At 66.7% G+C, this 24,468-nt stretch carries 29 protein-coding genes; 16 read left to right on the top strand and 13 right to left on the bottom strand.

Annotation, left to right across the window (positions count from 1 at the left end; genetic code table 11):
• The first annotated feature begins 10 nt into the window (after positions 1 to 10).
• Entirely contained in the window at positions 11 to 394 is a 384-nt protein-coding gene (locus ACQY4K_RS14540) for a cobalamin biosynthesis protein (protein WP_428390909.1), read from the top strand.
• On the top strand, positions 391 to 1,164 hold the full coding sequence (gene cobM, locus ACQY4K_RS14545) for a precorrin-4 C(11)-methyltransferase (protein WP_428390910.1): 774 nt from the start codon (positions 391 to 393) through the stop codon (positions 1,162 to 1,164). Before ACQY4K_RS14540 ends, cobM begins: the two co-directional genes overlap by 4 nt.
• On the opposite strand, the gene ACQY4K_RS14550 is transcribed toward cobM, so the two are convergent.
• A complete protein-coding gene (locus ACQY4K_RS14550; RefSeq protein WP_428390911.1) occupies positions 1,119 to 2,186 on the bottom strand; it encodes a cobalt-precorrin-5B (C(1))-methyltransferase in 1,068 nt (355 codons plus the stop codon). The two genes, cobM and ACQY4K_RS14550, sit on opposite strands and share 46 nt — an antisense overlap.
• An 83-nt stretch (positions 2,187 to 2,269) precedes the next feature.
• Between ACQY4K_RS14550 and ACQY4K_RS14555 the strand changes: the two genes are divergently transcribed.
• The 3 genes from ACQY4K_RS14555 to cobS are packed head-to-tail and all read left to right on the top strand — an operon-like array spanning position 2,270 to position 5,357.
• Positions 2,270 to 3,580 carry a cobyrinate a,c-diamide synthase gene (locus ACQY4K_RS14555; RefSeq protein WP_428390912.1) on the top strand — a complete coding sequence of 437 codons (1,311 nt, stop codon included), beginning with the start codon at positions 2,270 to 2,272 and terminating at the stop codon, positions 3,578 to 3,580.
• Positions 3,577 to 4,596 (top strand): nicotinate-nucleotide--dimethylbenzimidazole phosphoribosyltransferase, encoded by a 1,020-nt coding sequence (gene cobT, locus ACQY4K_RS14560; protein ID WP_428390913.1) that lies wholly within the window; start codon positions 3,577 to 3,579, stop codon positions 4,594 to 4,596. Before ACQY4K_RS14555 ends, cobT begins: the two co-directional genes overlap by 4 nt.
• Positions 4,593 to 5,357, top strand: coding sequence for an adenosylcobinamide-GDP ribazoletransferase (gene cobS / locus ACQY4K_RS14565; RefSeq protein ID WP_428390914.1), 765 nt, complete (start codon positions 4,593 to 4,595; stop codon positions 5,355 to 5,357). Before cobT ends, cobS begins: the two co-directional genes overlap by 4 nt.
• 18 nt (positions 5,358 to 5,375) lie before the next feature.
• Here cobS and ACQY4K_RS14570 read toward each other — a convergent pair whose 3' ends face one another.
• From ACQY4K_RS14570 to ACQY4K_RS14600, 7 genes are all read right to left on the bottom strand, one after another.
• Entirely contained in the window at positions 5,376 to 6,167 is a 792-nt protein-coding gene (locus ACQY4K_RS14570) for an alpha/beta fold hydrolase (protein WP_428390916.1), read from the bottom strand.
• A 180-nt stretch (positions 6,168 to 6,347) separates the two neighbouring features.
• On the bottom strand, positions 6,348 to 7,280 hold the full coding sequence (locus tag ACQY4K_RS14575; RefSeq protein ID WP_428390917.1) for a SphA family protein: 933 nt from the start codon (positions 7,278 to 7,280) through the stop codon (positions 6,348 to 6,350).
• Positions 7,281 to 7,494: 214 nt separating this feature from the next.
• Positions 7,495 to 8,667 carry a citrate synthase gene (locus tag ACQY4K_RS14580; RefSeq protein WP_428390918.1) on the bottom strand — a complete coding sequence of 391 codons (1,173 nt, stop codon included), beginning with the start codon at positions 8,665 to 8,667 and terminating at the stop codon, positions 7,495 to 7,497.
• Positions 8,668 to 8,757: 90 nt separating this feature from the next.
• On the bottom strand, positions 8,758 to 9,066 hold the full coding sequence (locus tag ACQY4K_RS14585; RefSeq protein WP_428390919.1) for a DUF4387 family protein: 309 nt from the start codon (positions 9,064 to 9,066) through the stop codon (positions 8,758 to 8,760).
• Positions 9,059 to 10,450: an acyclic terpene utilization AtuA family protein gene (locus tag ACQY4K_RS14590; protein WP_428390920.1), complete on the bottom strand. Its 1,392-nt coding sequence runs from the start codon at positions 10,448 to 10,450 to the stop codon at positions 9,059 to 9,061. Before ACQY4K_RS14590 ends, ACQY4K_RS14585 begins: the two co-directional genes overlap by 8 nt.
• Entirely contained in the window at positions 10,447 to 11,862 is a 1,416-nt protein-coding gene (locus tag ACQY4K_RS14595) for an MmgE/PrpD family protein (protein WP_428390921.1), read from the bottom strand. The genes ACQY4K_RS14590 and ACQY4K_RS14595 overlap by 4 nt, the downstream gene beginning before the upstream one ends.
• 14 nt (positions 11,863 to 11,876) lie before the next feature.
• Positions 11,877 to 12,929, bottom strand: a complete 1,053-nt coding sequence (locus ACQY4K_RS14600; RefSeq protein WP_428390922.1) for a TauD/TfdA family dioxygenase — start codon at positions 12,927 to 12,929, stop codon at positions 11,877 to 11,879.
• 409 nt (positions 12,930 to 13,338) lie between these two features.
• Here ACQY4K_RS14600 and ACQY4K_RS14605 point away from each other — a divergent pair, with 409 nt between their 5' ends.
• From ACQY4K_RS14605 to ACQY4K_RS14640, 8 genes are all read left to right on the top strand, one after another.
• Positions 13,339 to 14,691 (top strand): MFS transporter, encoded by a 1,353-nt coding sequence (locus tag ACQY4K_RS14605; protein ID WP_428390923.1) that lies wholly within the window; start codon positions 13,339 to 13,341, stop codon positions 14,689 to 14,691.
• A 506-nt stretch (positions 14,692 to 15,197) separates the two neighbouring features.
• Positions 15,198 to 15,665 (top strand): hypothetical protein, encoded by a 468-nt coding sequence (locus tag ACQY4K_RS14610; RefSeq protein ID WP_428390924.1) that lies wholly within the window; start codon positions 15,198 to 15,200, stop codon positions 15,663 to 15,665.
• A gap of 13 nt (positions 15,666 to 15,678) precedes the next feature.
• A complete protein-coding gene (locus ACQY4K_RS14615; RefSeq protein ID WP_428390925.1) occupies positions 15,679 to 15,927 on the top strand; it encodes a monovalent cation/H+ antiporter complex subunit F in 249 nt (82 codons plus the stop codon).
• Entirely contained in the window at positions 15,924 to 16,253 is a 330-nt protein-coding gene (locus ACQY4K_RS14620) for a monovalent cation/H(+) antiporter subunit G (RefSeq protein WP_428390926.1), read from the top strand. The genes ACQY4K_RS14615 and ACQY4K_RS14620 overlap by 4 nt, the downstream gene beginning before the upstream one ends.
• Positions 16,250 to 16,516, top strand: a complete 267-nt coding sequence (locus ACQY4K_RS14625) for a Na(+)/H(+) antiporter subunit B (protein WP_428390927.1) — start codon at positions 16,250 to 16,252, stop codon at positions 16,514 to 16,516. The genes ACQY4K_RS14620 and ACQY4K_RS14625 overlap by 4 nt, the downstream gene beginning before the upstream one ends.
• A complete protein-coding gene (locus ACQY4K_RS14630; protein ID WP_428390928.1) occupies positions 16,513 to 17,277 on the top strand; it encodes an MnhB domain-containing protein in 765 nt (254 codons plus the stop codon). Before ACQY4K_RS14625 ends, ACQY4K_RS14630 begins: the two co-directional genes overlap by 4 nt.
• Positions 17,274 to 17,618, top strand: coding sequence for a sodium:proton antiporter (locus ACQY4K_RS14635; RefSeq protein ID WP_428390929.1), 345 nt, complete (start codon positions 17,274 to 17,276; stop codon positions 17,616 to 17,618). Before ACQY4K_RS14630 ends, ACQY4K_RS14635 begins: the two co-directional genes overlap by 4 nt.
• A 1-nt stretch (position 17,619) precedes the next feature.
• Positions 17,620 to 19,437 (top strand): complex I subunit 5 family protein, encoded by a 1,818-nt coding sequence (locus ACQY4K_RS14640; protein ID WP_428390930.1) that lies wholly within the window; start codon positions 17,620 to 17,622, stop codon positions 19,435 to 19,437.
• A 270-nt stretch (positions 19,438 to 19,707) separates the two neighbouring features.
• Here ACQY4K_RS14640 and ACQY4K_RS14645 read toward each other — a convergent pair whose 3' ends face one another.
• From ACQY4K_RS14645 to ACQY4K_RS14665, 5 genes are all read right to left on the bottom strand, one after another.
• Entirely contained in the window at positions 19,708 to 20,520 is an 813-nt protein-coding gene (locus tag ACQY4K_RS14645) for an SDR family NAD(P)-dependent oxidoreductase (RefSeq protein WP_428390931.1), read from the bottom strand.
• A gap of 56 nt (positions 20,521 to 20,576) precedes the next feature.
• Complete coding sequence (locus ACQY4K_RS14650; protein ID WP_428390932.1) at positions 20,577 to 21,194, bottom strand: NADPH-dependent F420 reductase; 618 nt, start codon at positions 21,192 to 21,194, stop codon at positions 20,577 to 20,579.
• Positions 21,195 to 21,234: 40 nt separating this feature from the next.
• The gene (locus tag ACQY4K_RS14655; protein WP_428390933.1) at positions 21,235 to 21,465 is read right to left on the bottom strand and encodes a hypothetical protein; all 231 of its coding nucleotides are present in this window, start codon (positions 21,463 to 21,465) and stop codon (positions 21,235 to 21,237) included.
• A complete protein-coding gene (locus ACQY4K_RS14660; protein WP_428390934.1) occupies positions 21,462 to 21,740 on the bottom strand; it encodes an SRPBCC family protein in 279 nt (92 codons plus the stop codon). Before ACQY4K_RS14660 ends, ACQY4K_RS14655 begins: the two co-directional genes overlap by 4 nt.
• 118 nt (positions 21,741 to 21,858) lie before the next feature.
• Entirely contained in the window at positions 21,859 to 22,755 is an 897-nt protein-coding gene (locus ACQY4K_RS14665) for a LysR family transcriptional regulator (protein WP_428390935.1), read from the bottom strand.
• 170 nt (positions 22,756 to 22,925) lie between these two features.
• On the opposite strand from ACQY4K_RS14665, the gene ACQY4K_RS14670 reads away from it, so the two are divergent.
• From ACQY4K_RS14670 to ACQY4K_RS14680, 3 genes are all read left to right on the top strand, one after another.
• Positions 22,926 to 23,072 (top strand): hypothetical protein, encoded by a 147-nt coding sequence (locus ACQY4K_RS14670; protein ID WP_428390936.1) that lies wholly within the window; start codon positions 22,926 to 22,928, stop codon positions 23,070 to 23,072.
• Between the two features lie 123 nt (positions 23,073 to 23,195).
• On the top strand, positions 23,196 to 23,417 hold the full coding sequence (locus tag ACQY4K_RS14675) for a hypothetical protein (RefSeq protein WP_428390937.1): 222 nt from the start codon (positions 23,196 to 23,198) through the stop codon (positions 23,415 to 23,417).
• 498 nt (positions 23,418 to 23,915) lie between these two features.
• On the top strand, positions 23,916 to 24,428 hold the full coding sequence (locus tag ACQY4K_RS14680) for an ArsR/SmtB family transcription factor (protein ID WP_428390938.1): 513 nt from the start codon (positions 23,916 to 23,918) through the stop codon (positions 24,426 to 24,428).
• Positions 24,429 to 24,468 lie beyond the last annotated feature (40 nt).

Consider the following 24,468-nt stretch of genomic DNA (forward strand, 5'->3'; position numbering starts at 1 on the left):
GGGGGCGCAAGTGAGGGTTGCGGCCGGTCTCGGCTGCCGTCGCGGGGTGCCGGCGCGGGCGGTGCGCGACCTGCTGGAGCAGGCCGCCGCCCGCGCGGGGGTTGCGCCGACGCTGCTGGCCATCCCCGACTTCAAGCATGACGAACCGGGCTTGGTGGAGGCGGCACGTGGCGCCGGACTCGCGCTGCTGCGGATTTCGCCGGCCGAGCTGCGGGCGCAACAGCCGCGTTGCGTCACTCGCTCGGCGCGTGTGCGCAGCGCCACCGGCGTGGACAGCGTCGCCGAGGCCTGCGCGCTGGCGGCGACCGCGCCGGGCGGCCGGCTGGTGCTGCCGCGCATCACCGCCCAGGGGGTGACGTGCGCCATCGCCGTGGCCGATAATGGGGCCCCATGACCATCCACTTCATCGGTGCAGGGCCAGGTGCCGCCGATCTGCTCACCCTGCGCGGCCGCGATCTGCTGGCGCGCTGCCCGGTCTGCCTCTATGCCGGCTCGATCGTGCCGAAGACGATGCTCGCGCATTGCCCGCTGGATGCGCGGCTGATCGACACCGCGCCGCTCGACCTGGACGCGATTACGGCCCACTACCTCGCCGCCACCGCCGCCGGGCAGGACGTCGCACGGCTGCATTCTGGCGATTTGTCGGTGTTCAGCGCGCTCGCCGAGCAGCTCGTCCGGCTGGACCGCGCCGGCGTTCCCTACACGCTCACGCCGGGTGTGCCGGCCTTCGCCGCCGCCGCGGCGGTGCTGGGCCGCGAGCTGACCCGCCCCGGCGTGGCGCAGAGCCTGGTGCTGACCCGGCTGCCGGGGCGCGCCTCGGCGATGCCCGCACGCGAGACCCTGGCCGCGTTTGCCGCGACCGGGGCGACGCTCGTGATCCATCTGGCGATACACGGGATCGAGCGGGTCGTGGCGGACCTGCTGCCGTTCTATGGCCCGGACTGCCCGGTAGCGGTGGTGGCACGCGCTTCCTGGCCGGACGAGCAGGTGCTGCGCGGCAGCCTCGCCACCATCGAGGCGGCGCTCGCGGCAACACCGATCGAACGCACGGCGCTGGTGCTGGTCGGTCCGGCTTTAGGTGACATAGTCGGTGAGGAGAGCGCGCTGTATCGCGCCGACTATGTCAGGCGGTTTCGCACGGACCTGCCGGAGAGCGCGCCATGAGCGTCGAAGATCGCGATCTCCAGCGCGATGCCGGCGCCGCGCAGCGGCTCGGCCGCGACCTCCAGAGCCCGCGCCGCGACGGCGTCGCCGAGGGCCACGCCGGCTTCGGCGGCAATCGCGAACGCCTCGGCGGCGGTGTTGGCCTGCGCCATGCGGTCGTGGTCGAGCCCCGGCGCGAGGTCGGCCAGCGCCGCCCGGTCCACAACACCGCGGCTGGAGTGCAGATCCAGCCGTCCCTGCGCCAGTTTGGTGATCTTGCCGATGCCGCCGGCGATGGTCACCCGCCTTACCGGATGGCGTCGCAAATATTTCAGCATGCCGCCGACGAAATCGCCCATCTCGATCAGCGCCATTTCGTCGAGCCCGTGCAGCCGACGCACCGCCGCCTCCGAGGTGCGCCCGGTGCTGCCGGCGATATGCTCGTGGCCGGTGGCACGGGCGACGTCGATGCCGCGTCGTATGCTGTCGATCCAGGCGGCGCAGGAGAACGGAATCACCACTCCCGTGGTGCCCAGGATCGACAGGCCGCCGACGATGCCAAGCCGGCCGTTGAGGGTCTGCGCCGCCAGCGCCTCGCCGCCCGGCACCGAGAGCGTCACCAGGGCGGCGGGGGCAGGGTGCAGTTCGGCCAATGCCGCTTCGATCATCCGACGCGGCGCCGGGTTGATCGCGGGCTCCCCAGGCGGCAGTGGCAGGCCTGGGCGGGTGACCGTGCCGACCCCTTCGCCCGCGCGAAACTGGACCCCGGAGCCCGCCGGCAGCAACGTCAGCGACGCCCGGATCAGGGCGCCATGGGTGACGTCGGGGTCGTCGCCGGCATCCTTGAAGACAGCCGCGCTGGCGCAGCCACCCTCCAGGCGCTGCTCCGCCAGCGCGAAGGCAACCATGGCGCCGCTGGGCAGGGTAATTTCCACCGGATCGGGAAAATGGCCGCCGAGCAACGCGGCGTAGCAGGCCTTCGCCGCCGCCGTCGCACAGGCTCCCGTGGTCCAGCCACGGCGCAGCGTTCCGCTCGGCTTCACCGGTACCAGCCTAGGAGCGACGGCAGGATCTGTCACCCGCGATGAGGAGGGCGCGATGAGGAGGGCGCGATGAGGAGGGCGCGATGAGCCGGGCTCTGATGATCGCCGCCCCCCGCTCGGGCAGCGGCAAGACGGTGGTGACCCTGGCCATCGGGGCCGCCCTCGCGCGTCGCGGCCTGCTGCTGCGCGCCGCCAAGTCCGGACCCGACTACATCGATCCGGCATTCCACGCCGCCTGCCTGGGCGCGCCCTGCCTAAACCTGGATAGCTGGGCGATGCCCGACCTGTTGCTTGGCGCGCTCGCCTCCGCCGTGCCGGAGTCCGCACTGCTGCTGATCGAAGCCTCGATGGGCCTGTTCGATGGAGTGGCAGCCCCCCCAGGCCGCGCCGGACGCGCCGCCGATCTCGCCGCCCGCTTCGACGTGCCGGTCCTGCTGGTGCTCGACATCTCCGGCCAGTCGCAGTCGGCCGCGGCGATCGCGCGCGGCTTTGCTCTGCACGAGCCCGCGGTGCGGATCGCCGGAGTCGTGCTCAACCGGGCGGGCTCTGCACGTCATCGTGACCAGACTCGCGCCGCCATCGAGCAGACCGGCCTGCCGGTGCTCGGCTGCCTGATGCGCGATCCCACGCTCGGCCTGCCGGAGCGCCACCTGGGGCTGGTGCAGGCGCAGGAGCATGGGGGGCTGGCGGATTTCCTCGCGCGGCTAGCCGACATCGCCGAACGTGACCTCGATCTGGACGCCATCGCAGCTCTTGCGTTACCGATGCCGTCAGGCGGCGCGGAACCCACGGCCCTGCGGCCCTTCGGGCAGCGGATCGCGCTCGCCGAGGACGCGGCGTTCAGCTTCATCTATCCGCATGTGCTGCGCGGCTGGCACGCCGCCGGCGCCGAGATCGTGCCGTTCTCCCCACTCGCCAACGAGCCGCCCGACCCTTCCTGCGACGCCTGCTGGCTGCCGGGCGGCTATCCAGAGCTGCATGCCGGCCGGCTTGCGTCAAATGCGTGCTTCCTCGACGGACTGCGCCGGTTTGCGGCCAACCGGCCGGTGCACGGCGAATGCGGCGGCTACATGGTGCTCGGCCAGTCGCTGGAAGACGCGACCGGCACCGGGCATGTCATGGCGGGCCTGCTCGGGCACTCCACCAGCTTCGCGCGAAGGCGCATGGTGCTTGGCTACCGCGAGGCGACGCTCGTATCGGCGAGCGGCTTCGGCCCCGCGGGCACACTCTTGCGCGGTCACGAATTCCATTACGCGAGCCTGTCCGATCCCGGCGACGACGCGCCGCTCGCGGGCCTGTGCGACGCCGCCGGCCGTGATCTCGGGCCGGCCGGCGGCCGGCGCGGCGCGGTCAGCGGCTCGTTCTTCCATGCCATTGCGACGCACGGACCATGATCCCCGGGTTTGAGACGATCGACGATCTGCGGCGGCTGTGCGAGCGCCTGCCGGAGTTCGACCGCACCGCCGCGGCTGCGGTCGCGGCACGCCAGGCGACGCTGACCAAGCCGCCGGGCAGCCTCGGCCGGCTCGAGGAGCTCGCAGCCTGGCTCGCCGGTTGGCAGCGTCGGCACATGCCACGCCTGGAGCGCGTCGAGGTCGTGGTGTTCGCCGGCAACCATGGCGTGACCGTGCATGGTGTCTCGCCCTATCCGGCGTCGGTGACGGCGCAGATGGTGGCGAACTTCGCCGCCGGAGGTGCTGCGATCAACCAACTCGCGGCCATCGCCGACGCCGAACTCCGCGTCGTGCCGCTGCATCTGGACACGCCCACGGCCGACTTCATCGAGGCGCCGGCGATGGATGAGCCGGGCTTCCTGGCGGCGGTGCGCATCGGCGCCGACCAAATTCGGCCCGGCACGGACCTGCTCTGCCTGGGCGAGATGGGGATCGGCAACACCACCGCCGCCGCCGCCATTGCCGCCGCTTTGTATGGCGGCGATGCCGGGCGCTGGGTCGGGCGTGGCACCGGGATCGACGATGACGGCTTGCGTCGCAAGCAGCGCGCGGTCAAGGCCGCACTCGCCCGCCACCGCGCAGCACTCGGGGATCCGTTGCAGGTGGCGCGCTGCCTCGGCGGCTTCGAGCTGGCCGCACTTCTGGGTGCCACCCTGGCGGCGCGGCACGCGCGGGTGCCGCTGCTGCTCGACGGCTTCGTCTGCTCCGCCGCCGTCGCGCCGCTGGCGCAACTGCGCGCGGGCGCGCTCGACCACGCGCGGCTCGCGCACGTCTCCGCCGAAGCGGCCCACCGACAGCTTGCCCGCGCACTCGGGCTCGCGCCGCTGCTCGATCTCGGCATGCGGCTGGGCGAGGCATCGGGGGCGGCGCTGGCGGTGCCGCTGTTGCGCGCCGCCGTCGCCTGTCACGCTGGGATGGCGAGCTTCGGCGAGGCGGGCGTCTCCGGCCAAACATGATCCGCCGCCTACGAACCGATCTCGCCGCCACGATCGGCTTCTTCACCCGTCTGCCGGTGGGCTGGCTGATGCCGGAGGCACCGAACATCGACATGGCGCGCGCGGCCTGGGCCTATCCGCTGGCCGGCGCGCTGGTCGGGCTGTGCAGCGGCGGCGTCTATGCGATCGGGGCCTGGTGCGGCCTGTCGCCGATGCTGTGCGCCTGCTGGAGCCTGGCCGCGATGGTGCTGCTCACCGGCGGACTGCACGAGGACGGGCTCGCCGACATGGCCGACGGCTTCGGCGGCGGCCGCGACGTCGAGGCCAAGCTCGCGATCATGCGTGACAGCCGGATCGGCAGCTACGGCACGCTGGCGCTGCTGCTCTCAAGCATTGTGCGGATCGCCGCCGTCGCCGCGATCGCCACCCCCGCGCGCGTGGTGGCGGCCCTGGTGGCCTCGGGTGCGATATCGCGCGCCGCCATCGTGCTGCTGCTGGTGCTGTTGCCGCCGGCACGCTCCGACGGGCTGGCTTCGTCCCTGCGGACCGTCCCGCGTCTTGCCGTGCTGGCTGCCCTGGCTATCGCGTCGGCGTTCGATGCGGCCCTGCTCGACGACTGGCTGCTCGCACCCGCCTGCATGCTCATTGTCACGGTGCTGCTCGCGGCGCTGTCGCGGGCGCAGATCGGCGGTCAGACCGGCGATGTGCTCGGCGCCGGCGCCGTGCTCGCCGAATGCGCGGTGCTCAGTGTCTTGTCCCAATCCGCTTATTGCACCAGGTAGCTTCGGGAATCAGCGTCTCTATTGCAGAGCCTTGATGAAACGACCGAGAAGCGCGTTGATTGTCTCCGGCGCCTCGATCTGCGGGAAATGTCCACACCCTGTGAGCCATACAATCTCGGCGTCCGGCTTGTGCGCGCTGACAAGGCGGAGCCAGGGTGACATTTCCCCCTGCTCGATCGGTCTTCGCCTTTGACCTGCCGCCCTGAACGTTGACTGAACTACCAGGGTGGGCGCCTGCAGGCTGTTCAGCGCATCAACGGCATGCGTTGCATCCCAGTGAGCCATACCCCTGACCAGCTTTCCAATGGCGCTCACTCCGATGTCGGTTACGCGTCGCAGCGCCAGTGCGCGAAACTCATCCGGCGTGTTATCGCTGAACATGTCAAGGAAGCTCTGCATCAGCGCCGCCTTGTTGTCAGAGGCGGCTTTGTCACCATCGCTGCTGGCGATGTCCGCAGGCTGGCCGATCGCACGTTGGCTGCCTTCGATAAGCACCAGCCCGATGAGGCCTTCAGGCTGCTGTCGAGCGGCTTCCAGCGCGACCCGGCAGCCCATGCTATGGCCGACCAGGACGGTAGGGTGGCGCGGAGCGCTCTGCCTGGCCTCGTTAACAAATCTCGCCATCCCGCTGATCAGGCTCTCGCACCCGGGCTCGGGTAAATCCGGAGCAATCACGTCCGCCGCCTGCGAGAGGTGCTCAAGCTGAGCGGACCAGTCTTCACCCCTGCAGCCAACTCCATGAATGAGTATGACCCTGGTGCGGCGCCTGTCGGACGAGCTTGAGACGTCCGATCTAGAACGATCCTGCATCGATCTAAAGTGAGGTATTCGGCGCCGCGACCGGCGTGGCGTGACTGCCGTTCGGCTTGGCTTGCGCTGGCGAGACCGGTTTGACGGCCTGTGTTCCGGCACATCCAGCAAGGCCAATCGGGCTCAGTCCGATAGCCACCGAGAGGAGAAGGATCGGACCCATTGTCATTTGATCAACTCTCAGAGTTTCATGCCGAGCGAGATGACAAAGTTGGTGCCATCGAGTGTGTTATGCGACTCGATACCCAACGACGCCTTGAATTTGACGGTCAAATGCTGTCTGGGGAAATCGACGGCGAAAATCGGTCCAAGCTTGAAGGCTTCGAAATGCTTGCCGTTGGGCGCCACCACCAATCCGTCGTGATAGTCATTTTGAATTTGTCTGGCATAGAACCCCGCGACGCCGTACTGGAAGATCTTGTCCCGTTCCGTGATCGCAAAATCGACATCGATCGGTGGGCCGCTCTGATAGTCCGTTTCATGGTTTTCCGCGGAGTAGTCGAAGAAAAGATGCGCGTCGAATTCGGCGCCGTCGCCCAGGAAGTTTGGTTCCGTCATGTAGGTGACGGCGAGGTTCGGAATGATGAACACAACGTTGTGACCGTCGGGCGCCAATTTCTGCGGTTCATAGGTGCCTATGGGGATTTCCATGGAATAGGCGGCCAGCACGGTCAATCCGTAGGGGAAGGGGTATCGTACATGTTGCGGCGGCCCGCCGAAACTGCCGAAATTTCGACTCCATTTGACGACGTCTAGGTAGGGGTCGCCCCAACCTACCGATGTCTGATGGATGCCGAGATTGCCGATCTTGAAAGTCGACTCGGTCGCGTAATCGAACTGCAGAAGTGACGCGACAGTGCCCCCATACAGCTTGAACGGGTAGACATATTGCAGCGCGCCGCCGACGATATTGGCTTCAACGTCCACATCGTGGACTCCCGGCAGCTTTTGGCCATTGTCGCCGTTGACTTGCCTGTAATAGGCGGGGACGTCCGCAAGCCCAAGATAGAAGCCCGGAACCGGCGGAATTAATGCGTTGCGGATGTCCGTCCCGCCGATCGGGCCGCCCTGGACAGCGCTTTCAGAACCCCACGCCGGCTGGCCGAGGGCCAAGGCGAGGACTGCCGATCCGACAACACGTCGAAACCCTATGGGCATTGGTCGTTGCTTCCCGAATGCTTTTATTGGACATGCGACCGGGTCGCGAATGCCTGGTGCGTCACTCACCGATCCTGGCACATCGATAGGTGAGCAAGTCGCCATCGTCAATCTTGATTGATTCTGTCAATCTATCGCGCGTGGCGGACTAGTTGAATGCCTTACGGGGTTAAAGTGCGTCCGGCAGCACGCCATTATAGAGCGCCCGAGGACGAACCAGTTCGCACGTGTGATATTGTTCCATCGCATGCGCGATCCAGCCGACGAAGCGGCCCAGTCGGAAGAGCAGGGGTTCGGCGCTGCCGAGCTTGAGTTGCCGGCTGAGAAAGACGACGGGAAGTGCGAAATCGGGCGAACGCCCGGTTGCATCCCGCGCCACCGAGATGGCGGTCAGGAGCCGTTTTGTCGTTGGATGTCCGTCGAGTGCCTCGCTCACGCTGGCCAGCAGGCAAGCCGCTCGCGGGTCCGCGCCCTCATAGAGCGACTGGCTGAAGCCAGGGAGGGTTTCGCCCTCGCGCAGACGGCGAATGATCGGCTCGCTTGGGTCGGCGGTCGTCGCGATCTCGTCGAGCATTCTCGACAGGGATTGCGCACGTCCGAAGGTGAGCCGGCGGCCTTCCGAGGAGGCGAGGCCGGCGAGCGTGACCTGATACGCGGTCACCCCGGTATTGGCGACCGCCCGCACGGCATATGTCGTCGGATCAAACTCGTGGTCCGCCGCCAGGACCAGAAGTCTGCGGATCAGGTCGGCGTAGCGGGACTTGTGCAAGGTTTCCGCCAGGAAGATGTGCAACGGCGTGCCCGCCGGCGCGGGTGAGGCGGATCCGACGATCATTCCGGCAAGCCAGCGCATGATGTCCGCCGAAGTCCGGACATAGCCGCTACGCGACAGGTCGTAGGCGCGGGGATTGCCGCGCTCGAGCACAGGCAGCAGCGTCATGACGCTTTCCATCGCCGTCGCTCCCTCGAGCGCCTGGTGTATACGCAGATAGGTGTCCGTCATGACGAAGGGAGGCTGCGAAAACACCTCGTTTGGATCAACCTCCCAAAGGAGCCCGGCAACGTCCTCAATCGTCGCCGACTCGGCCAGCCGCAACGCACTCCGGCCGCGGTAGAATGGACCCTCCTGATTGATCAGGGTGATCATGGTGGTCGGCATCAACACATCTCGCGAGGGCGGGGAGGCCTCGCTGCTCAGATGCAGGATGTCGTCCCGCCAATAGGTCCGTCGCTTGGATCCCGGTATGGCCTGCGACCGGATTTTCTTGCGGCTGACGTAGGCGTAGATCGTTGCAACACTCACGCCCAGGGATCGGGCAGCCTCCTCGGCCGTGAGATACATCCGCGTCCCATGAGTTTGCTGTGGCTGCTGCGTCAGCAAATAGACAGCTTGATGCAGCTCGTCAACATACGCGGGTGCTCGGGTGACGGCCTATGTCAGCGCGAGCTCTAGCAAGCGCACGTAGCTCTGGCCGCTATGCATGTCGCGCTCATGCGGGCCACCCTGCGGCGCCGGCCTGGGCATGGTGATCTTGACGACATGCAACGTCTCGACGACGAAGCGCCGCACCAGACGGGCATCGACGCCATAGATCGCGGCGATTGCGTCGGCGCTGATGGCGTCGTTGTCCTTATAGCGTCCAAACGCCTCGCTGCCGTCGAAGAACAGGTCGATGGTCACCCAGAACGGGCCAGCGTTCTTCGACCTGACATGGCGGCAGATATCCGTGAGCCTAGGCATCCTTGGTCCACCCCGTCGGGTCGCCCACGTCCACCCAACGGGTCCGGACGAGCTCGGACGGCGTGGTCTGGACGACATGATTGAGATGAAACGCGAAGACCTGTCCGCGCTCGATTTCGGCCGGCGAGAACGGGAAGGCGTAGCTCGGCAGTTCCTTGCCTTCGCGGACCGGAAAATGAAAAAAATAGGGATTGCAGACCTTGGTGACCTCGGTCGCCAGCGCCTGGGTGGCCGCCGTCGCGACGAACAGGAGCCCGATTTCGCGTGGCGGCGCGGCGCCAGCCGGCGGCGGCAGACCCGACACGGCATTCCAGCCATAGGGCCGAAGCGAGATCTCGTAGCTGCCGGCGATCTCTCCCAGCATGCGCTGCACACGCTGGTGCAGGGCGTCGGACATGCGCGCGAGGAAACCGTCGATATCGGCGAGTACGGCTGGATCTTCGATCCCGACCAGCATGACCGTCTGATAGGAGCCGCCGCCGGCGCCTTCGAGCTTCATCGTGTAGGGCGCGGCCTCGAAACGCGAACCGGTTACGCGAACCGTTCTCTCATCGAGCGGTGCGTAGAGCGTGTCCGTCACGTCGAGCACGCCACCCGGCTCGGTCAGCCGAAACGGGTCACCGTTCTCGTACAGCATATGCGCCGAGACCGTCTCGGGCGTGCATCGGTTGTTCGGGGCCAGCGGGGCGAGCGTGAAGCCTTCCTGGTCGACGCTCATCAGAACCCCGGTGCTGCCGGGATTGACGGTGCAAAGGCCGCCGCACTCGGCGATCTTGGCCGCATGCCAGGAGGCGCCAACATGCCTGCCATTGCGAAGCGGCACGGCAGCCAGCACCGCGGTATCGGTGGTGCGGCCGCCGAGCACGATATCGGCGCCGGCGTCCAATGCCGCGATGTACGGCTCGGCTCCGAGCAGGGCCACGATGTGGTCGCAGGCGTCGATCCTCGCCTCGTCGAGCGCGGCCGAGGGAGGCAGCGGCCTGATCGCCCCCTGCCGCAGCTTGGCCTTGAGGACAAGCTTGTCCTGCTCCGAGTACAGCACGGCAATCCGCGGCGCGATGCCCTGATCGCGCGCCACCTCAAGGGCGATCTCCAATGTCCAGTCCACCGCCTGATCGCACCCGGACGTGCCGCACGAGCCGATCAGCAGCGGGATGCCGGCCCGCTCGCGTGCGGCCATCAGGAGTGACATGTCGCGCTTGATGGCATGCCGGCTGTATTTCGACAGCCCGGTCGCCAGCGACGCGGGGCCGCTGTCCGTCGATCCCGCGTCCAGGGCGATGGCATGCGGCCGTAGCGCCAGGCCGGCTTCCAGTTCTTCCGCCTTGGCTCCGGACCCGAGCACGCCCAGGGGCACCAGGATTCGGGTCTCGTCAAGGCTCATCGTGCTGTCGTCTCGAGCGGTTGCGGCGCCGGCGACACCTGCTCGAGAATACGCGTCAACGAGGACACGCCATCAAGACGATCGAGCCGGTTGAGCGCCTCATAGGCCTGTGACACCGATGCGTCCGGCAGTGCGAGGCTCGCGCAGTCATGGAACTTCGCCCACATCTCGCTGTCGGACATCGGATTGGTCGGGCCGCGCCCGAGGGCACCGACGACACGGCCGGTCAGTCTTCGACCATCGCGTGTCGTAACACTCACTTCCGCGGCAAACCGGTCCGACATGTCACGCGATGCCTCCGGCAAAGGCGAGGCCGTTGTTCGCGCCAGCAATCTCCGCACCTCGGGTTCCAGGTAGGCGCCGCCTTCAAAGTGGTTCAGCCGTGGCGCGCCGTCGATAAGCGCCCGCACCGCGGCATACTGGATGCTGAACTTTGCTCCCAACGCCGTCTTGGGCGCCGGATTGTCGGTGTGCGGCAGACGTTGCCGGTCTACTTGGATGTCGATGGTCTCGATCTCGCGTGCGGTCAGATGTTCGCGCTCGGCGAGCGCAAGCATCGCAAGGATTGCCGGATGGGTGCTGCCACAGCAGGGGAACTGCTTGAGACCAAAATTCGGGTGCTCGATTTCAAGCGGCTCCGTCTCGCCTCGGATCATGTGCTCGAGGTGTACGTTCTCCAGGTCATCATAGGCTGCAAAGAAGCCCTGCTTGTGTTCGAGAGCGCCGGGATTGGCGGTGAATCCGTCCTGTGCAAGCAGGGCCGCGAACAGGCCATTGCGGGCGCAATGGCCGACGTGCAGCGGCTTGGTCATGGTGCCGAAATTCGCTTTCACGCCGGACGCGAGTGAGGCGCACAAAGCGAGCGCCGTCGCAGTCCGCGCCTGGTCCAACTTCAGCAGGCGCGCGGCGGCGGCGGCGGCGCCGAAGACTCCCAGTGTCGAGGTCGGATGCCAGCCTTTTTCATAATGGTGTGGATGGACGACACGGCCAAGCCTGCACTCCGCCTCGAAGCCGACAATATAGGCATCGATCAGGTCCCGCCCCGAGACGTTGAGCGACTCGCCGAGCGCCATGACGACCGGCACGACCGGAACGGACGGATGCCCGCCCATCGCCTCGGCCATGTCGTCATAGTCGATCGCGTGCGAAGCGGTGCCGTTCACCAGAGCGGCCTCAAGGATGCCGATGCGGCGCCGGTCTCCGAAGATCAGCGCCGGCCCGACGGAGGCGTGGTTGACCAAGGTCTTGCGAAGGATGGTCACCGCCGGCTCGACGGACCCCGCAAGCGTTACCCCGACCGTGTCGATGATGGCGAGCATTGCCATCCGGACCCCAGCTTCGGTCGCCCGTTCGATCCCGACCGTCGCAAGACTTGCGGCAAGCGCCGAGGTCAGAGGTTGTCTTTCGGTCATCGCAAACCCCTTGCTTAGTCGCGCGCCTGTACGGTCTCGAAGCTGTGGCTGCCGGTCCTGGAGGGAAACCCGCCGCGTACCGCTCCTTGCGTCTGGTCACGATAGATCGGCGCCATCGCGGGGTTCAACGCCCGGCTGTTCGGGACCGACAACCACATGCGCAGCAGATGGCGGCGGCGGTCCGGCTCCGCATAATCCTGGAACGCCGATCTCGAATGCATGGTGACATGATTGTTCAGAAACTGGATGTCGCCCGGCTCGAACATCATGCTGAAGTGGAATTTCGGATCGAGCGCCATATGATCGATTGCCGACATCGCCTCATGCTGGAGGTCGGTGAGCTTCGGCAACTCCGGGTGATCCTCGTGCGCCGACAGGATATGGGTCTTGATATAGCGGGACGAAAACTTGCCATCCTGCTCGGAATAAATCGGTTGCTGGTAATAAGGCGACGCGCCGGGCTCCTGCTGACCTTTCCAGCTCCAATAGAACGGCTGGTAGAGTATTTCGAGAAGATCAGGACGGGTTCGGGCGATCTCGTTGCGAATAGCCAGGGAACTGCAGATCATGCTCAGACCGCCGCTCATCGCGGGACGCAGGACCATCAGGGCCACGACATCGCTGGTATCGGTGTGGAAGCCGAGATGCTGGCGCGACATATAGCCGCGTCCGGTGGAACTGTTCACATCGCTGCCGAAATCCATCACGTCGCCGAGCAGGTCTCCCTTGCTGCTCTGCGACACGGCGACCCCGACATGGCGGCCGATCCCCCAATACATCATCCGCAGATCGTCCTTGGTGTAGTTCAGAGCCGGCAGGCCGCGGATCACCGCGATCCCGCGTCCCTGCTCCAGCCGCTTCAGGACGTCGGCGAACAGGTCGTCGAAGCCGATTAGAGGGAAGTTCGTCTTGGTCAATGCATCGAGAGTTGTGCCGGATGCCTTGGCAGTGGTCAGCGCGCGATCAAGTGCCGCCACCTGAACGGACGAGAGATTGATCACCCACTCGCCCTTGTCTTCCATATCCGCTGCCCGCCAGTCGGCGGGATTTTCAATGATGGTCGCCATGTTCACGTTCCCTTGTCACGGGTTTGTCGTTGTCGAAGCGGTGTCGATGCAGTTGGCATCGACGATGGAAGGGAACATGACTTAGCCGGTCATGTTTATCAATCTTGACGCTAATAATCCACGTTACGCCTTGAACGCAAAGATACCATGGCGGCAACCGTCCTCCTACCTTACATTGACGCCCAAAATCAAGATTGACGCGCTGGTTGTCCGGCCGTCATTTGGCATCGGCAGGTGGTCACGGCGGCCGCTCGGTTGCGGGTGACCCGCAATGCCGCGGCCGTGTTTGTCCATCCGTCTGGGAGGCGTCCCATCATGATCAGTCAAGATCGGAGCCCGATGCCGCAAGGCTGCTGGCATGGTGCGATCATGAAAGCCATACCCGCAGCGCCGCTATGTGCGAGGCGACATGCTTGAGCGTCATCAATCAGCCGATATCGAAGCCTATACGAAGGGCCGTGGCATCGTCATCTTCCTCTATCTCGCCTACATGCTGAGCTTTGCCGATCGCGTCATCTTCGGGATCGTCATGAAGCCGGCCAAGGCAGCCCTGGGCTTCACCGACTCCCAGCTCGGCCTTCTCGCCGGCGCCGCCTTCGCGTTGAGCTATGCGATCTTCTGTCCGATCGGTGGACTGATGGTAGACAAGTTCAACCGAAAGGCGATCATGGTCGCTGCCATCACGTTCTGGAGCGTGATGACCTTTGTGACCGGGCTGGTCAGCTCATTCCTCGCCTTCGCGGTCGTGCGCGCCTGCATCGGCATTGGTGAGTCGCTGCTCGGGCCGCTCGCCGTCTCGCTTGTCGGCGATAGCGTGCGCCGCGAAGAGCGCGCCAGGGTTTTCGGCTTCTATCTAAGCGCCGGCGCGGTCGGCACGATCCTGGCTTTCGTCATCGGCGCGGGCGTCATCCACCTGTTCTCCCGGTCGCCTCACGGCGGCCTGTTCGTCTACGGCATCGGCGTGATCGCGCCCTGGCGAGCCGTGTTCCTTGCCGCAGCCCTGCCCGGCTTCGTATTGGCGTTCGCGGTATTCCTGCGTCTGCGCGAGCCGCCCCGGACGCTCGGACATCCGGCATCGGCGCCCGCCGGCCACGACGATACCATGGTGTTCCTGAAACGACATTGGACGCTGCTGGTTTCCATGTTCATCGGGCTTGCAGCCTGCCAGCTGGGTTCCTTCACATGGGCGACCTGGGGAGTGGTGTTCTTCGGCCGGGTGCATGGGTGGAGCCTGTCGCAAAGTGCCACCGTGCTCGGCGCCACCACCGCCATCTCCGCCTTGTTCGGATGCCTGGCCTGCGGACGCATCATCGAGGCCGTGCGTCGTCGCAACGTGGTGAGTGCACCGTTCTGGGTCGGCATGATCTCAAGCATCGTATTCGCGATCCTCGGCTCCATCGGCGTCATGATGCCGAACGCGTCGGCCGCCGTGGCCGTCCTCACCATGGCGAGCTTCTGCGGCTACATGCCGGCGGTCAGCATCTTCGCGGCCATGGGCGATCTCCTGCCGGCAGCAGCGCGCGGGCGTTTTGCCGGACTCCAGACCCTGGCTATCGGCGTGATCACCAATACACTTGGGCCGTACATGGTTGGCATGCTGAGCGATCGGGCTTTTCCCTCCGTCACCGGCATCCGTTATTCGCTTCTGACAACATTCCTGTCCACTGCGGCCGTCGGCACTCTGCTGGTCCTGCCGAGCATGGCCGCGTATCGCCGCCGCATGCAGGAGAAGTTCGTTCCTGCACCCGTCAGTACCCTCTAGCTTCGTCGGGACCACCACCCGCTTCAAAGCTTCGGGTTCTCTCAAAGCCGAGCCTCTCCCCTCATGCCGGACCGCAATAAAGATTTGCGCCAGGAGCCGTTGTCGGGCGAGCATCCGGGTAGAATCGCTGGCGTGGGTCCATTGGGGGTGCCGGCTGCTAGGCATCATGGTTCCTTCCTGAGCGGCGGCGCGCGGAGTTCGGCCAGGTCGTGCAGCGCGCACCCTCCATGAGCCTGGAAACCATGGCAGGCTTGAGCAATGATCCTCTCGCGCAGCTTGCAATGCACCATCTCACTGTTCGCGATTAAGCCGTCCGCAACATCGGCGCGACAACGCGCAAGCCGTGCTTGCGGCGCTCTGCTGTGACCATTGTCCTGCATGGAAGATCGCACGCCACCTCGCATCGGCGGCCATAACGGCGGTTCCGGCAGCCATTGCATTGAGCGGACGATCACGCCACGCTGACGCATCTTGTAAAGGACATCCTGTTGCTTGGGCGCATGACCATGTCCTGGATTCTGCTCGCCGGCTGCTACCTTCTGTTCGCCGAGCAGACGGGAGCCGGAGACCTCGCCGCAGGCGCGGTCATCGCGCTCTGCGGCAGTGCGATCATGGAGGCGGCGCGCCGCCATTCCGATCGCCGTTACGCCGTGCGTCCGAGTTGGGCGAGGGTGATCGTGCGCCAGATTCCCGTCTTCTTTGCCGAGTGCCTGCCGCTCTTGCGGGCCTTCGGAGAGCCGCTTGGCGCGCGCGAGCGCGGGCTCGGACGTTTGGTGGCGATCCCGTTCGACGGCACGACCGGCCGCACCGCCCCGCAAGCCGCTGGGAGGCGCGCGTTGGTGACGAGCGCGGTGTGCTTCACGCCGAACAGTGTCGTGCTCGGCCTTGAGATGCAGCCCGGCCATCTGCTGCTGCACCAGATCGAGGCGACGGCGGAGCCGCCTGGAGGCGGCAATCCGGTTTGGCCGATCTGAGCGCGCCCCACCCATGATCTGGTTTGCCGCCGTGTTCGCTTTGCTGTTCGCCCTGCTGGCACTGGCCGTGCTGGTGCTTCGTGCGCCGATCTCGGACGCGCTGGTGGCACTGCAACTTGCCTCGGGCCTGTTCGCGCTGATCCTGCTGCTGCTGGCGCAAGCCTACCAGCGCGCGTCGTTCGCCGATCTCGGGCTGGCTGTGGCGCTGTTATCGGTGCCGTCCGGGCTGCTGTTCGCGCACTTCTTCGAGCGTTGGCTGTGAGGCTCGCGGCCGAAGCGGTGCTGCTCGGCGCGGGCGTGCTGGTGCAATTGCTGTGCTGCGCCGGTGTCTGGCGGATGCGAACGCCATTGGACCGGCTGCATTATCTGGCTCCCGCGAGCTTTCTTGGGCCGATGCTGATCGCGGGCTCCGTGGTCGTGGCCGGCTCCGCGTTGCAATTGGCGCTCAAGGCGGTGGCGATCGCGCTGGTGCTGGCCTTGTCCGGGCCGCTGATGACGCGGGTGCTCGCGCGCGCCGTCCGGGTGCGCGAGTTCGGCACCGCAAACCCGCTGCCGGAGGAAATCATGCAAGAAGGCCAGGACAAGTGAGCGTCCTGCAACTGCTCTGCTTTGCGATGGTCGCGGTGGGAGCGACGGCGGTGGTGCTGACGCGCGATCCGCGCCGCCAGGTGCTGGTGCTGTCGCTCTACGGCTTCGTGCTGACCATCCTGTTCATGGTGTTGCAGGCGCCGGACGTTGCCTTTTCCGAACTGGCGGTGGGGAGTGCTGCCTTGCCGATGATGCTGCTGGTGGCGTTGGCCGGCACCTCGGGCCCGCGACGGCGGAGCGACGAGGACGGCAAGCGGCGATGAGTCCCGCGGTGCGTCTCGCGATGCTGCTCGCCTGCCTGCCCGTGCTCGGCGCAATGCTGCTTGCGGGCTGCACCGGCCTGCCCGGCTTTGGCCATTATCCCGGGCCGTACGGCGACCTGATCAATCACCTGGCGCCCTCCGAACGGCAGGTGGGCAACGTGGTCGCCGCGATCAACTTCGATTATCGCGGTCTTGATACCTTGGGTGAGGTGTTCATCCTGTTCGCCGCCGTGGCCGGCAGCGTCGTGCTGATGCGCGGCGTGCAGGGAGAGGACCGGACGGACGCCGAGCAGCCGCCGGCGCGCGGACGCCCCGACCTGCCGCGCAGCGACGACGCCGCCTGGGTCAGCACCGGGCTGCTCGGCCTGCTTGTCGTGTTTGGCCTCTACGTGGTGGTGCACGGGCAGCTCACGCCGGGCGGCGGCTTCCAGGGCGGGGTCATCACCGCGACCGCGGTGCTGCTGATCTATCTCACCCGCAACTACGGCGCCTTTCTCGGCGCCGTGCCGAAAGAGGCCACCGATGCGCTGGAGGCATTCGCCGCCGGCGCTTACGCGCTGGTCGGCATCGCCACACTGCTCGCGGGGGGCGCCTTCCTGCAGAACCTGCTGCCGCTCGGCAAGCTCCACGATTTCCTGTCCTCGGGAAGCATCGCGCTGATCAACGACGCCGTCGGCATCGAGGTGGCCGCCGGCTTCATCGTGCTGTTCCTCGAATTTGCCGAGGAGGTGCGCGAGCGGCCGGCCGAGGCGGGCGCGTGAATACCCTGCCTTGGCTTGTCGCGGCGTGGCTGATGCTGATCGGGCTCTACGGCATCGTCACCAGCCGCCATCTCGTGCACCTGGTGATCTGCCTGTCGGTCGCGCAATCATCGACCTACGTGCTGTTGCTGTCGGCGGGCTACCGCGTTGCCGCCGCGGCCCCGGTCTTCACCAAGGGCCATGTCGGCGAGCGCGCCGTAGACCCGGTGGTCCAGGCGCTGGCGCTCACCGACATCGTGGTCGGCGCCACCGTCAGCGCGCTGCTGCTGGCGATCTCGATCCAGGTCTACAAGCGGCGCGGCACCCTCGATCCGGCGCGGCTGCGGACGATGCGTGACTGACATGATCCTGATACCGCTCGCGGTGGCACTCCCCTTGATCGCGGCCGCCTTGCTCGCGGGCCTGCGCCCGGTGCTGCCGCGCCTGCTCGGCGACGCGACCGCGATCGCCGCGGCCGTGGCGACCACGGCGATCCTGGCAACGCTGACAATGCTGTCGGCGCGTCACGGCACCATGGTCTATTGGTTCGGCGGCTGGCATCCGGATCATGGCGTGGCACTCGGCATCGCCTTTGCCGTGGACCCGTTCGGCGCGGCCACGGCGACGACGGGTGCTGTGCTCACCACCGGGGCGCTGGTGTTCGCCTGGCGCTATTTCGACAGCCTCGGCACCCTGTTCCCGACCCTGATCCTGGTGTTTCTCGCCGGCGTCGCGGGCTACACGCTGAGCGGCGACCTGTTCACCATCTTCGTGTTCTTCGAGGTGATGAGCACCTGCGCCTACGCGCTCACCGGCTACAAGATCGAGGGACCCTCGCTGATGGGGGCGCTGGCGTTCGCGATCATCAACACTCTCGGCGCAATCCTGCTGCTTTGGGGCATCGCCCTGCTGTATGGCCGCTTCGGCGCGCTCAATTTGTCGCAACTCGGTCGCGCGGTCAGCGCCGTTGGCCATCCGGACGCGGCCCTGGTGGCGGCACTCGCGCTGATGGCCACGGGCTTCCTGACCAAGGCGGCGGTGCTGCCGTTCCAGTTCTGGCATGCCGACGCCGATGCGGTGGCCCCCACGCCGGTCTGCCTGCTGATCAGCAGCGTCATGGCGCCGCTCGGCCTGGTCGGCCTGGCGCGGGTGTACTGGACCGTGTTTGCCGGCGCCCTGCCGCCCACCGGCGGCGCGTGGATAATCCTGCTCTGGTTGGGCGGCGGCACCGCGCTGCTGGGAGCGGTGCTGTCGCTGCGGCAGCGTCATCTCAAGCGCCTGCTCGCCTTCACCACCATCGGTCACGTGGGCATGATGCTGTCGGGTCTGGCGACCGGCGTTGCCGGCGGCCTCGGTGGCATGCTGCTCTATCTGGCGGCGGACGGGCTGGCGATCGGCGCGCTGTTCCTCGCGGTGGGCATCGTGCTGCACCGCCTCGGCAGCGTCGACATCCCCGAAATCCACGGTCGCGGCGGTGAGATGCAGTGGGCGGCCCTGCTGTTCGTGTTGGGCGCGCTGGCGCTGGCCGCGATCCCGCCCTTCGGCACCTTCGAGGGCAAGGCCGGCATGGAGGATGGCCTCAGTGCGGCCGGTCCGCTGGCGAGCGCCGTGCTGCCCTGGGTGTTTGTGCTGTGCTCGGGATGCACGTCGGCGGCGGTGCTGAGTGCCGCCGCACGAATTTTCCTGGGCTGGGGTCCGGCGCCGGCGGACGAGGACGCGCCCACCAGCGAAGACGGTGCGGAGACCAAGCAGGGCGCGGAGCGGACACCATTGCCGCTCAAGCTCGCACCGAGCCTGCTGCTGGCGCTGTGCCTCGCACTCGGGGTGACACCCGGTCTGCGCAGTGCCGCGAACGCAGCCGCGGGGCGGTTTCTCGACACCTCCGGCTACCGGGCCGCGGTGCTCGACTCCAAGCCGACCGGGCTGCTGTCGTTGGCGCCGGCCACATCGCTCTGGCCCTCGGCTCCCAGCGTCGCGGCCTCGCTCCTGCTGGCGCTGCTGGTGACGGCGCTGATCGTCGTTCGTGGAAACATACCGCAGGCTCTGCGCCGGCTTGCGGAGCTGGTGGGGGCGCCGGCGCGCTTGCTGGAGCAGCTCCATAGCGGCGACGTGGAAGACTACGCGGCCTGGCTCGCCCTCGGCGCCGTCACCCTGGGCGTAGGCTTTCTACTGGCCGTCTGATGACGGGCACCCCGGGTCAGGAGAGATAACTGGCGAAGTCGGCGGCAATCGTAGTGCCCCTTGCCTCGGCCGGGATTGGGGACTGCCGCCGCGCGCAGTCTCGCAGGCATCCGAAAGCTGCTCAGGATGTTTGCTGTGTCATAGCGATGAACAGTCCTGAGGCTGGATACCCGCGGCAGGTTTATTTCGGTCATCTCGACAGCGCCGCCACCGTCTCTGCATTGCTCAATGCCATGTCTCGTCTCCCGTAATCGCCGGAGCCGCGGGCTGCTACGCCACGAACCGGACCACCCCGCCCTCGACGCGGAGCGCCGCCCCGCTGGTCGCGGAAGCCTGCTCCGAGCAGGCATAGACGATCATGTTGGCCACCTCGTCTGTCATCGCGAACCGGCCGATGAGGCTGGTTGGCCGGGCCGCCTTCAGGAACGCCTGCTCGGCCTCGTCCTGTGTGATGCCTCGCACCTCCGCCTGGTGCGCCATGAAGTTGCCCAGGATTTCGGATCGCGTCGGGCCGGGCAGGACCGCGTTGACGGTCACGCCCGTACCAGCGACCGCCTCGGCCAAGCCGCGCGAGACGGCAAGCTGCGCCGTCTTGGTCATGCCGTAGTCGAGCATCTCCTTGGGGATGTTGACCGCCGACTCGCTGCTGACGAACACCACGCGGCCCCAGCCCCGCTGCACCATCCGCGGCAAATAATGGCGGGTCGCGCGCACGCCGCTCATCACGTTCAGCTGGAACAAAGCGAGCCAGTCCTCGTCGGGAATTTTCGCGATGTCCTCAACGCCGACGTAGTCGCGGATAAAGGCCGTGCCCACGTTGTTGACAAGGATGTCGGCGTCCGGCGCCCGGGCCACGAGTGCCTCGACGCCCGCCGCCGTCGACAGGTCCGCGGCAACGCCGGACACGTCACGTTCGGGGACGGCCTGGCGGATCTGCCGCACCGCCGCGTCGACACGCGCGTTGCCGCGCCCGTTGACCACAACCGCGGCACCGGCCCGCGCCAGCCCTTCGGCAGTGGCGCGGCCAATCCCGGCGGTTGACCCGGTGACGATCGCCTTGCGGCCAGTCAGGTCGATGATCATGTGGCATCCCGTTGCTTCTTGGTGGGTGAAAGATTGGAGGATGGCGCGTGCCCTGCTCAGCTCCGCGGCCGGCTGTCAGGGATCTTGGCAAAGTCCTGGAAGATCAGAGGTGCCCAGCTCTGCCCGCGCGCCTGGACAAGGGCTCCGCCCTCAGCCAGCGTGCCCAGTTTGACAGGGGCAAAGCCGAGCCGCTCGGCGAGTTCCTCAACCGAGGCCGTGGCGCTTTCTTCGTCGCTCGACACGAAGACCACCCGTCGCCCGCCACCCGTGTCCGGGTCGGCGGCCAGCTTTGCCGCGGCCAGATGGTTGAACGCCTTGACCAGCTTGGCGCCGGGGAAGGCGCGGGCGACGACGGCGGATGACGGCAAGCCGTCCAGGTCCTCGACAGGAATGCCAAACGCGTTCGTTACGTCGATGACGGTCCTGCCCTGCCAATTGGTCGCGGCTTTCGCCACCTCGCGGTGCTCCCAGAACGGAACGGCCAGCAGGATGAATTCGGCTGTCAGCGCCTCCTCCAGCGACTTGGGCGTGACCGTAGCCCCGATCGACGCGGCCTGTTGCGCCAGCGCCTCGGGCGGCCGCCGGCTTGCCACGGTCACGTCGATGCGCTTGCGGGCGAACGCCGTGGCGAGCGCCTGGCCGACCGCGCCAAATCCGATGATCGCATACGTCATTGAAAGTCTCCGGCTGATGGGGACTGCGGCTGATGCCCGGTCAGGCGCCTTCGCGTTCGAGAGCGACCCTTGCGAGGTCCTCAAGCAGCGTCTCGTGCGTGCGCCAGAAGCTGTCGGGCGCCTGCTTGCCCAGCTCGAGCCAGAGCGGGCCCTGCATCGCATCCTCGGTCCATAGGTGGGTGCCGTTCGCCGTGGGCGTGATGATCCATGCATGGTAGGCACGGGACTCAGCCGACGCCTTCGGGCCGCCGGCCCAGGCAACGCGGGTCATCGGCTCGAACTCCTGGACAGATGCACGGACGTCCTGGCCGGCCAGGTTGATTTAAAACGCGTGCCGAGGCGGAACCTGTCGTGGCCGTCGAGCAGTCGAACCTGTTCGACCCCCGGGTAGAAGCGGGACCCGGCCTGGAGATCGGTGAGCAACGACCAGATCGTCTCAGGCGATGCCTTGACGTCACGTTCGTTGGTGAAGTGGATGGGGGAACGGCTGGGGGTCATGTCCTCCGGCCAGTGGATCGCTTTAAACATGTTGGCCTCGATCTGCAAGCACGCCTTTGTCCAACCGGATATCGGGTCGGAGGAGGTCGGGCAGGACTCGAAACTTTCTCATATTGGTTGTGCGTTTGTGCACCGCCGACCCTCGCACTGCGCGCGACGGGGTGCGTCAACCGAGGGGGTAAGCCTGTCCCGCGAGCAGCGCCACATAGGTCGCGAGCCGTTCGGACATGAACTCCGTAAAGAGCCGCACGCGCTTGGTCTTGCGCGTCTCGCCCTGTGTCAGGAGCCAGAGCGTACCGTGCATACGCAGCCCGGTGCCCGGCACCCTGGCCAGCAACGGTTCGGCGTCTCCGACGAAACAGGGAAGCGTTGTCATGCCAAGTCCCCGGCGAACCGCGACGATCTGCGCATCCGCATTCGTCGTCCTGAACGGCGCCTCCGCGGCCGGTATGTCGCCCCCGAGCGCCCAGTCGAGCAGGCCGATATTGTCCTTGACGATCCAGCGGATGCGCTCGACCTCGCCTGTACGCCATGCCGCGAGTCGCTCGCGCGACACGTATACGCCGCCGAACAACACCGGTCCCTTCAGCCCGTAGAGGTTGGGCGGCAGGGTCTCGCGGTCGTAGACCACCCGAATTGCTACGTCCGCCTCACGGTTGGTGAGGTTCACCGGCTCGTCCAGCGACAGGACGCTCATCTCCACGTCCGGGTGCAGGCGCGTGAACGCCGCCAGGTCCGGCATGAGGAGGTGGGTGGCAATCGTCGGCGCCATGGTCACCCGCAGCAGACCGCGGGCGCCCTGATCGCGGCCGAGGACGCGCGTCTCCAACTGGTTGGATGATGCCTCCATCTGCTCGGCGAGGCCAAGCACGTCCTCGCCTGCTCCGGTCATGCGGTATCCCGAGGGAAGCGGGTCGAACAGCCGCGCGCCCAGCCGCTCCTCCAGTTGGGCAACGCGCCTCAGCACGGTCGCGTGGTTCACGCCCAGGCGCTGCGCTGCCGCGCGCACCGAACCGCCGCGAGCAATGGCCAGGAAATGGCGGACGTCGTCCCAGTCGGTCATGCTTCATCCCGCAGCGCGTCGCGACGCCGTGCAAGCGTTCGGTGACTGGATCTTTTTTGCACAACCGTTGCGCGCTGTTCCAGACTGAGCGCCGAGGGCGACCGCATCCATCTCGCAGCGTGTGAAGCGCCAGCGTTCCAGAACCGGCGCGCGGCAGCAGGAGAACGGACATGCTCGATCACGTAGCCTACCCGCCGCAGTACGATCCGCGGATTTCACCAATCTACGCGCTGAACGAAATCGACGTGAAAGCCCCGGCGGCAATGGTGTGGAAGCTGCTGGTCGAGGCCGAGACCTTGTCGCGCTATTCCGCCTGAACATCAGGTCAAGCTCCCGGAGGGCGAGTTCGAGCTGAAGCTTGGGACCAGGTACACGCGTGTTGCGATCGGCGTTCTGATGCACCTGGTCGTAACGGAGTGCGTGCCTTTCCGCAGGCTCTCGTGGTCGACAACCGTGGATGGCGACTCAACCGGGTCAACGGCCTCCACGGCTGGGTCATCACGCCGACGCAAGACGGTTGTCATGTGCTGAGCGAGGAGACGCAGCAGGGCCCCTGGTTCCTCGACCAGCTTGGGCACAAGCATCCCGGCGGTCTTTATAGTTATCATCAGGACTGGGTCGAAGCGCTCGCGCGCGCGGCCGAGGGCGCCGTGGCGGCTTGACGCCTCAATGGAAGTCATGCGGGAAAGAGATTTAGCCAGAACGGCAAAGCGCATAGTTCAGCAAAAATTCCTTGACGTTCGGCTTCTCTTGCCGATGCCGCGGCCTGCGCCGACACGTGCCGTGGAGTGCGAGGCGCATTCGCAAGGCCGCGATCACGGCCGTCGGGAGCAGAGTGAAACGGATGGGGCTCGCACGCGAGCCGCATCATTTGGTAGCCACGGATCCTCCTGGCCGAGCGGCCGGGCAGGGCGTGCGGCGTGGCCGGCACGAAGGCCGGAAGCGCCAGCGCCACGCTCAGCGGGCAGAGCGCGTGACGGGTGGCATGCCGGTGCGGCGCAGGCGGACGCGGTGCTGCGCCATAGTACATCACGCTGTCCAACTCGAGATCTGCGATGTGCAGAGCCGGCGTGCCGGACGGTCGCGCGCCGGGGCCCAGGGCAAGCAGGCTCGCGAGCGCCACGACGACCAGTAGCCAGTCCGGGAAGCGACGCGCTTACATGAGCGCGGCGCTACTGTTCCAAATCCGTGCGGGAAAGCGGGTTAATCGGGACGGCTCACCACTATTTGAAAATTATCAAAAAGTGGTTGCAAGCCATCGTTGCCTCGACTATCTGGGGCTTGGCGCAACGTGGGAGCCTGAAATGGACGCCAAGCTCGTCGTATCCGCCCTGAGTGCGCTTGCTCACGAGCACCGATTGGCCGCATATCGTCTGTTGGTCGAGGCCGGCCCGAACGGGCTTGCTGCGGGAGCGATTGCGGAAACGCTCGGCGTGCCGCCGTCGTCCCTCACGTTTCACCTGCAACAGCTTCTGCACGCGGGTCTGGCGACACAGCGCCGGGCCAGCCGGCAGGTCATCTACGCCGCCGACTTTGCCGCGATGAACGGCCTGGTCGGCTACCTGACCGAGAATTGCTGTGGCCGCGGCGCCGTCGCGATGCCGGCTTGCAGGCCGGCGTGTCTGCCCGCCGCAGCCGGGGGCGCGGTTCGCACCCGAAGGAGATCCGCATGAGCCGTCACCTCCGCGTCTCTGCTGACGACCTGGTGGTGGC

Origin of the sequence: Lichenicoccus sp. (assembly GCF_965276875.1) — a bacterium.
Classification (GTDB): domain Bacteria; phylum Pseudomonadota; class Alphaproteobacteria; order Acetobacterales; family Acetobacteraceae; genus Lichenicoccus.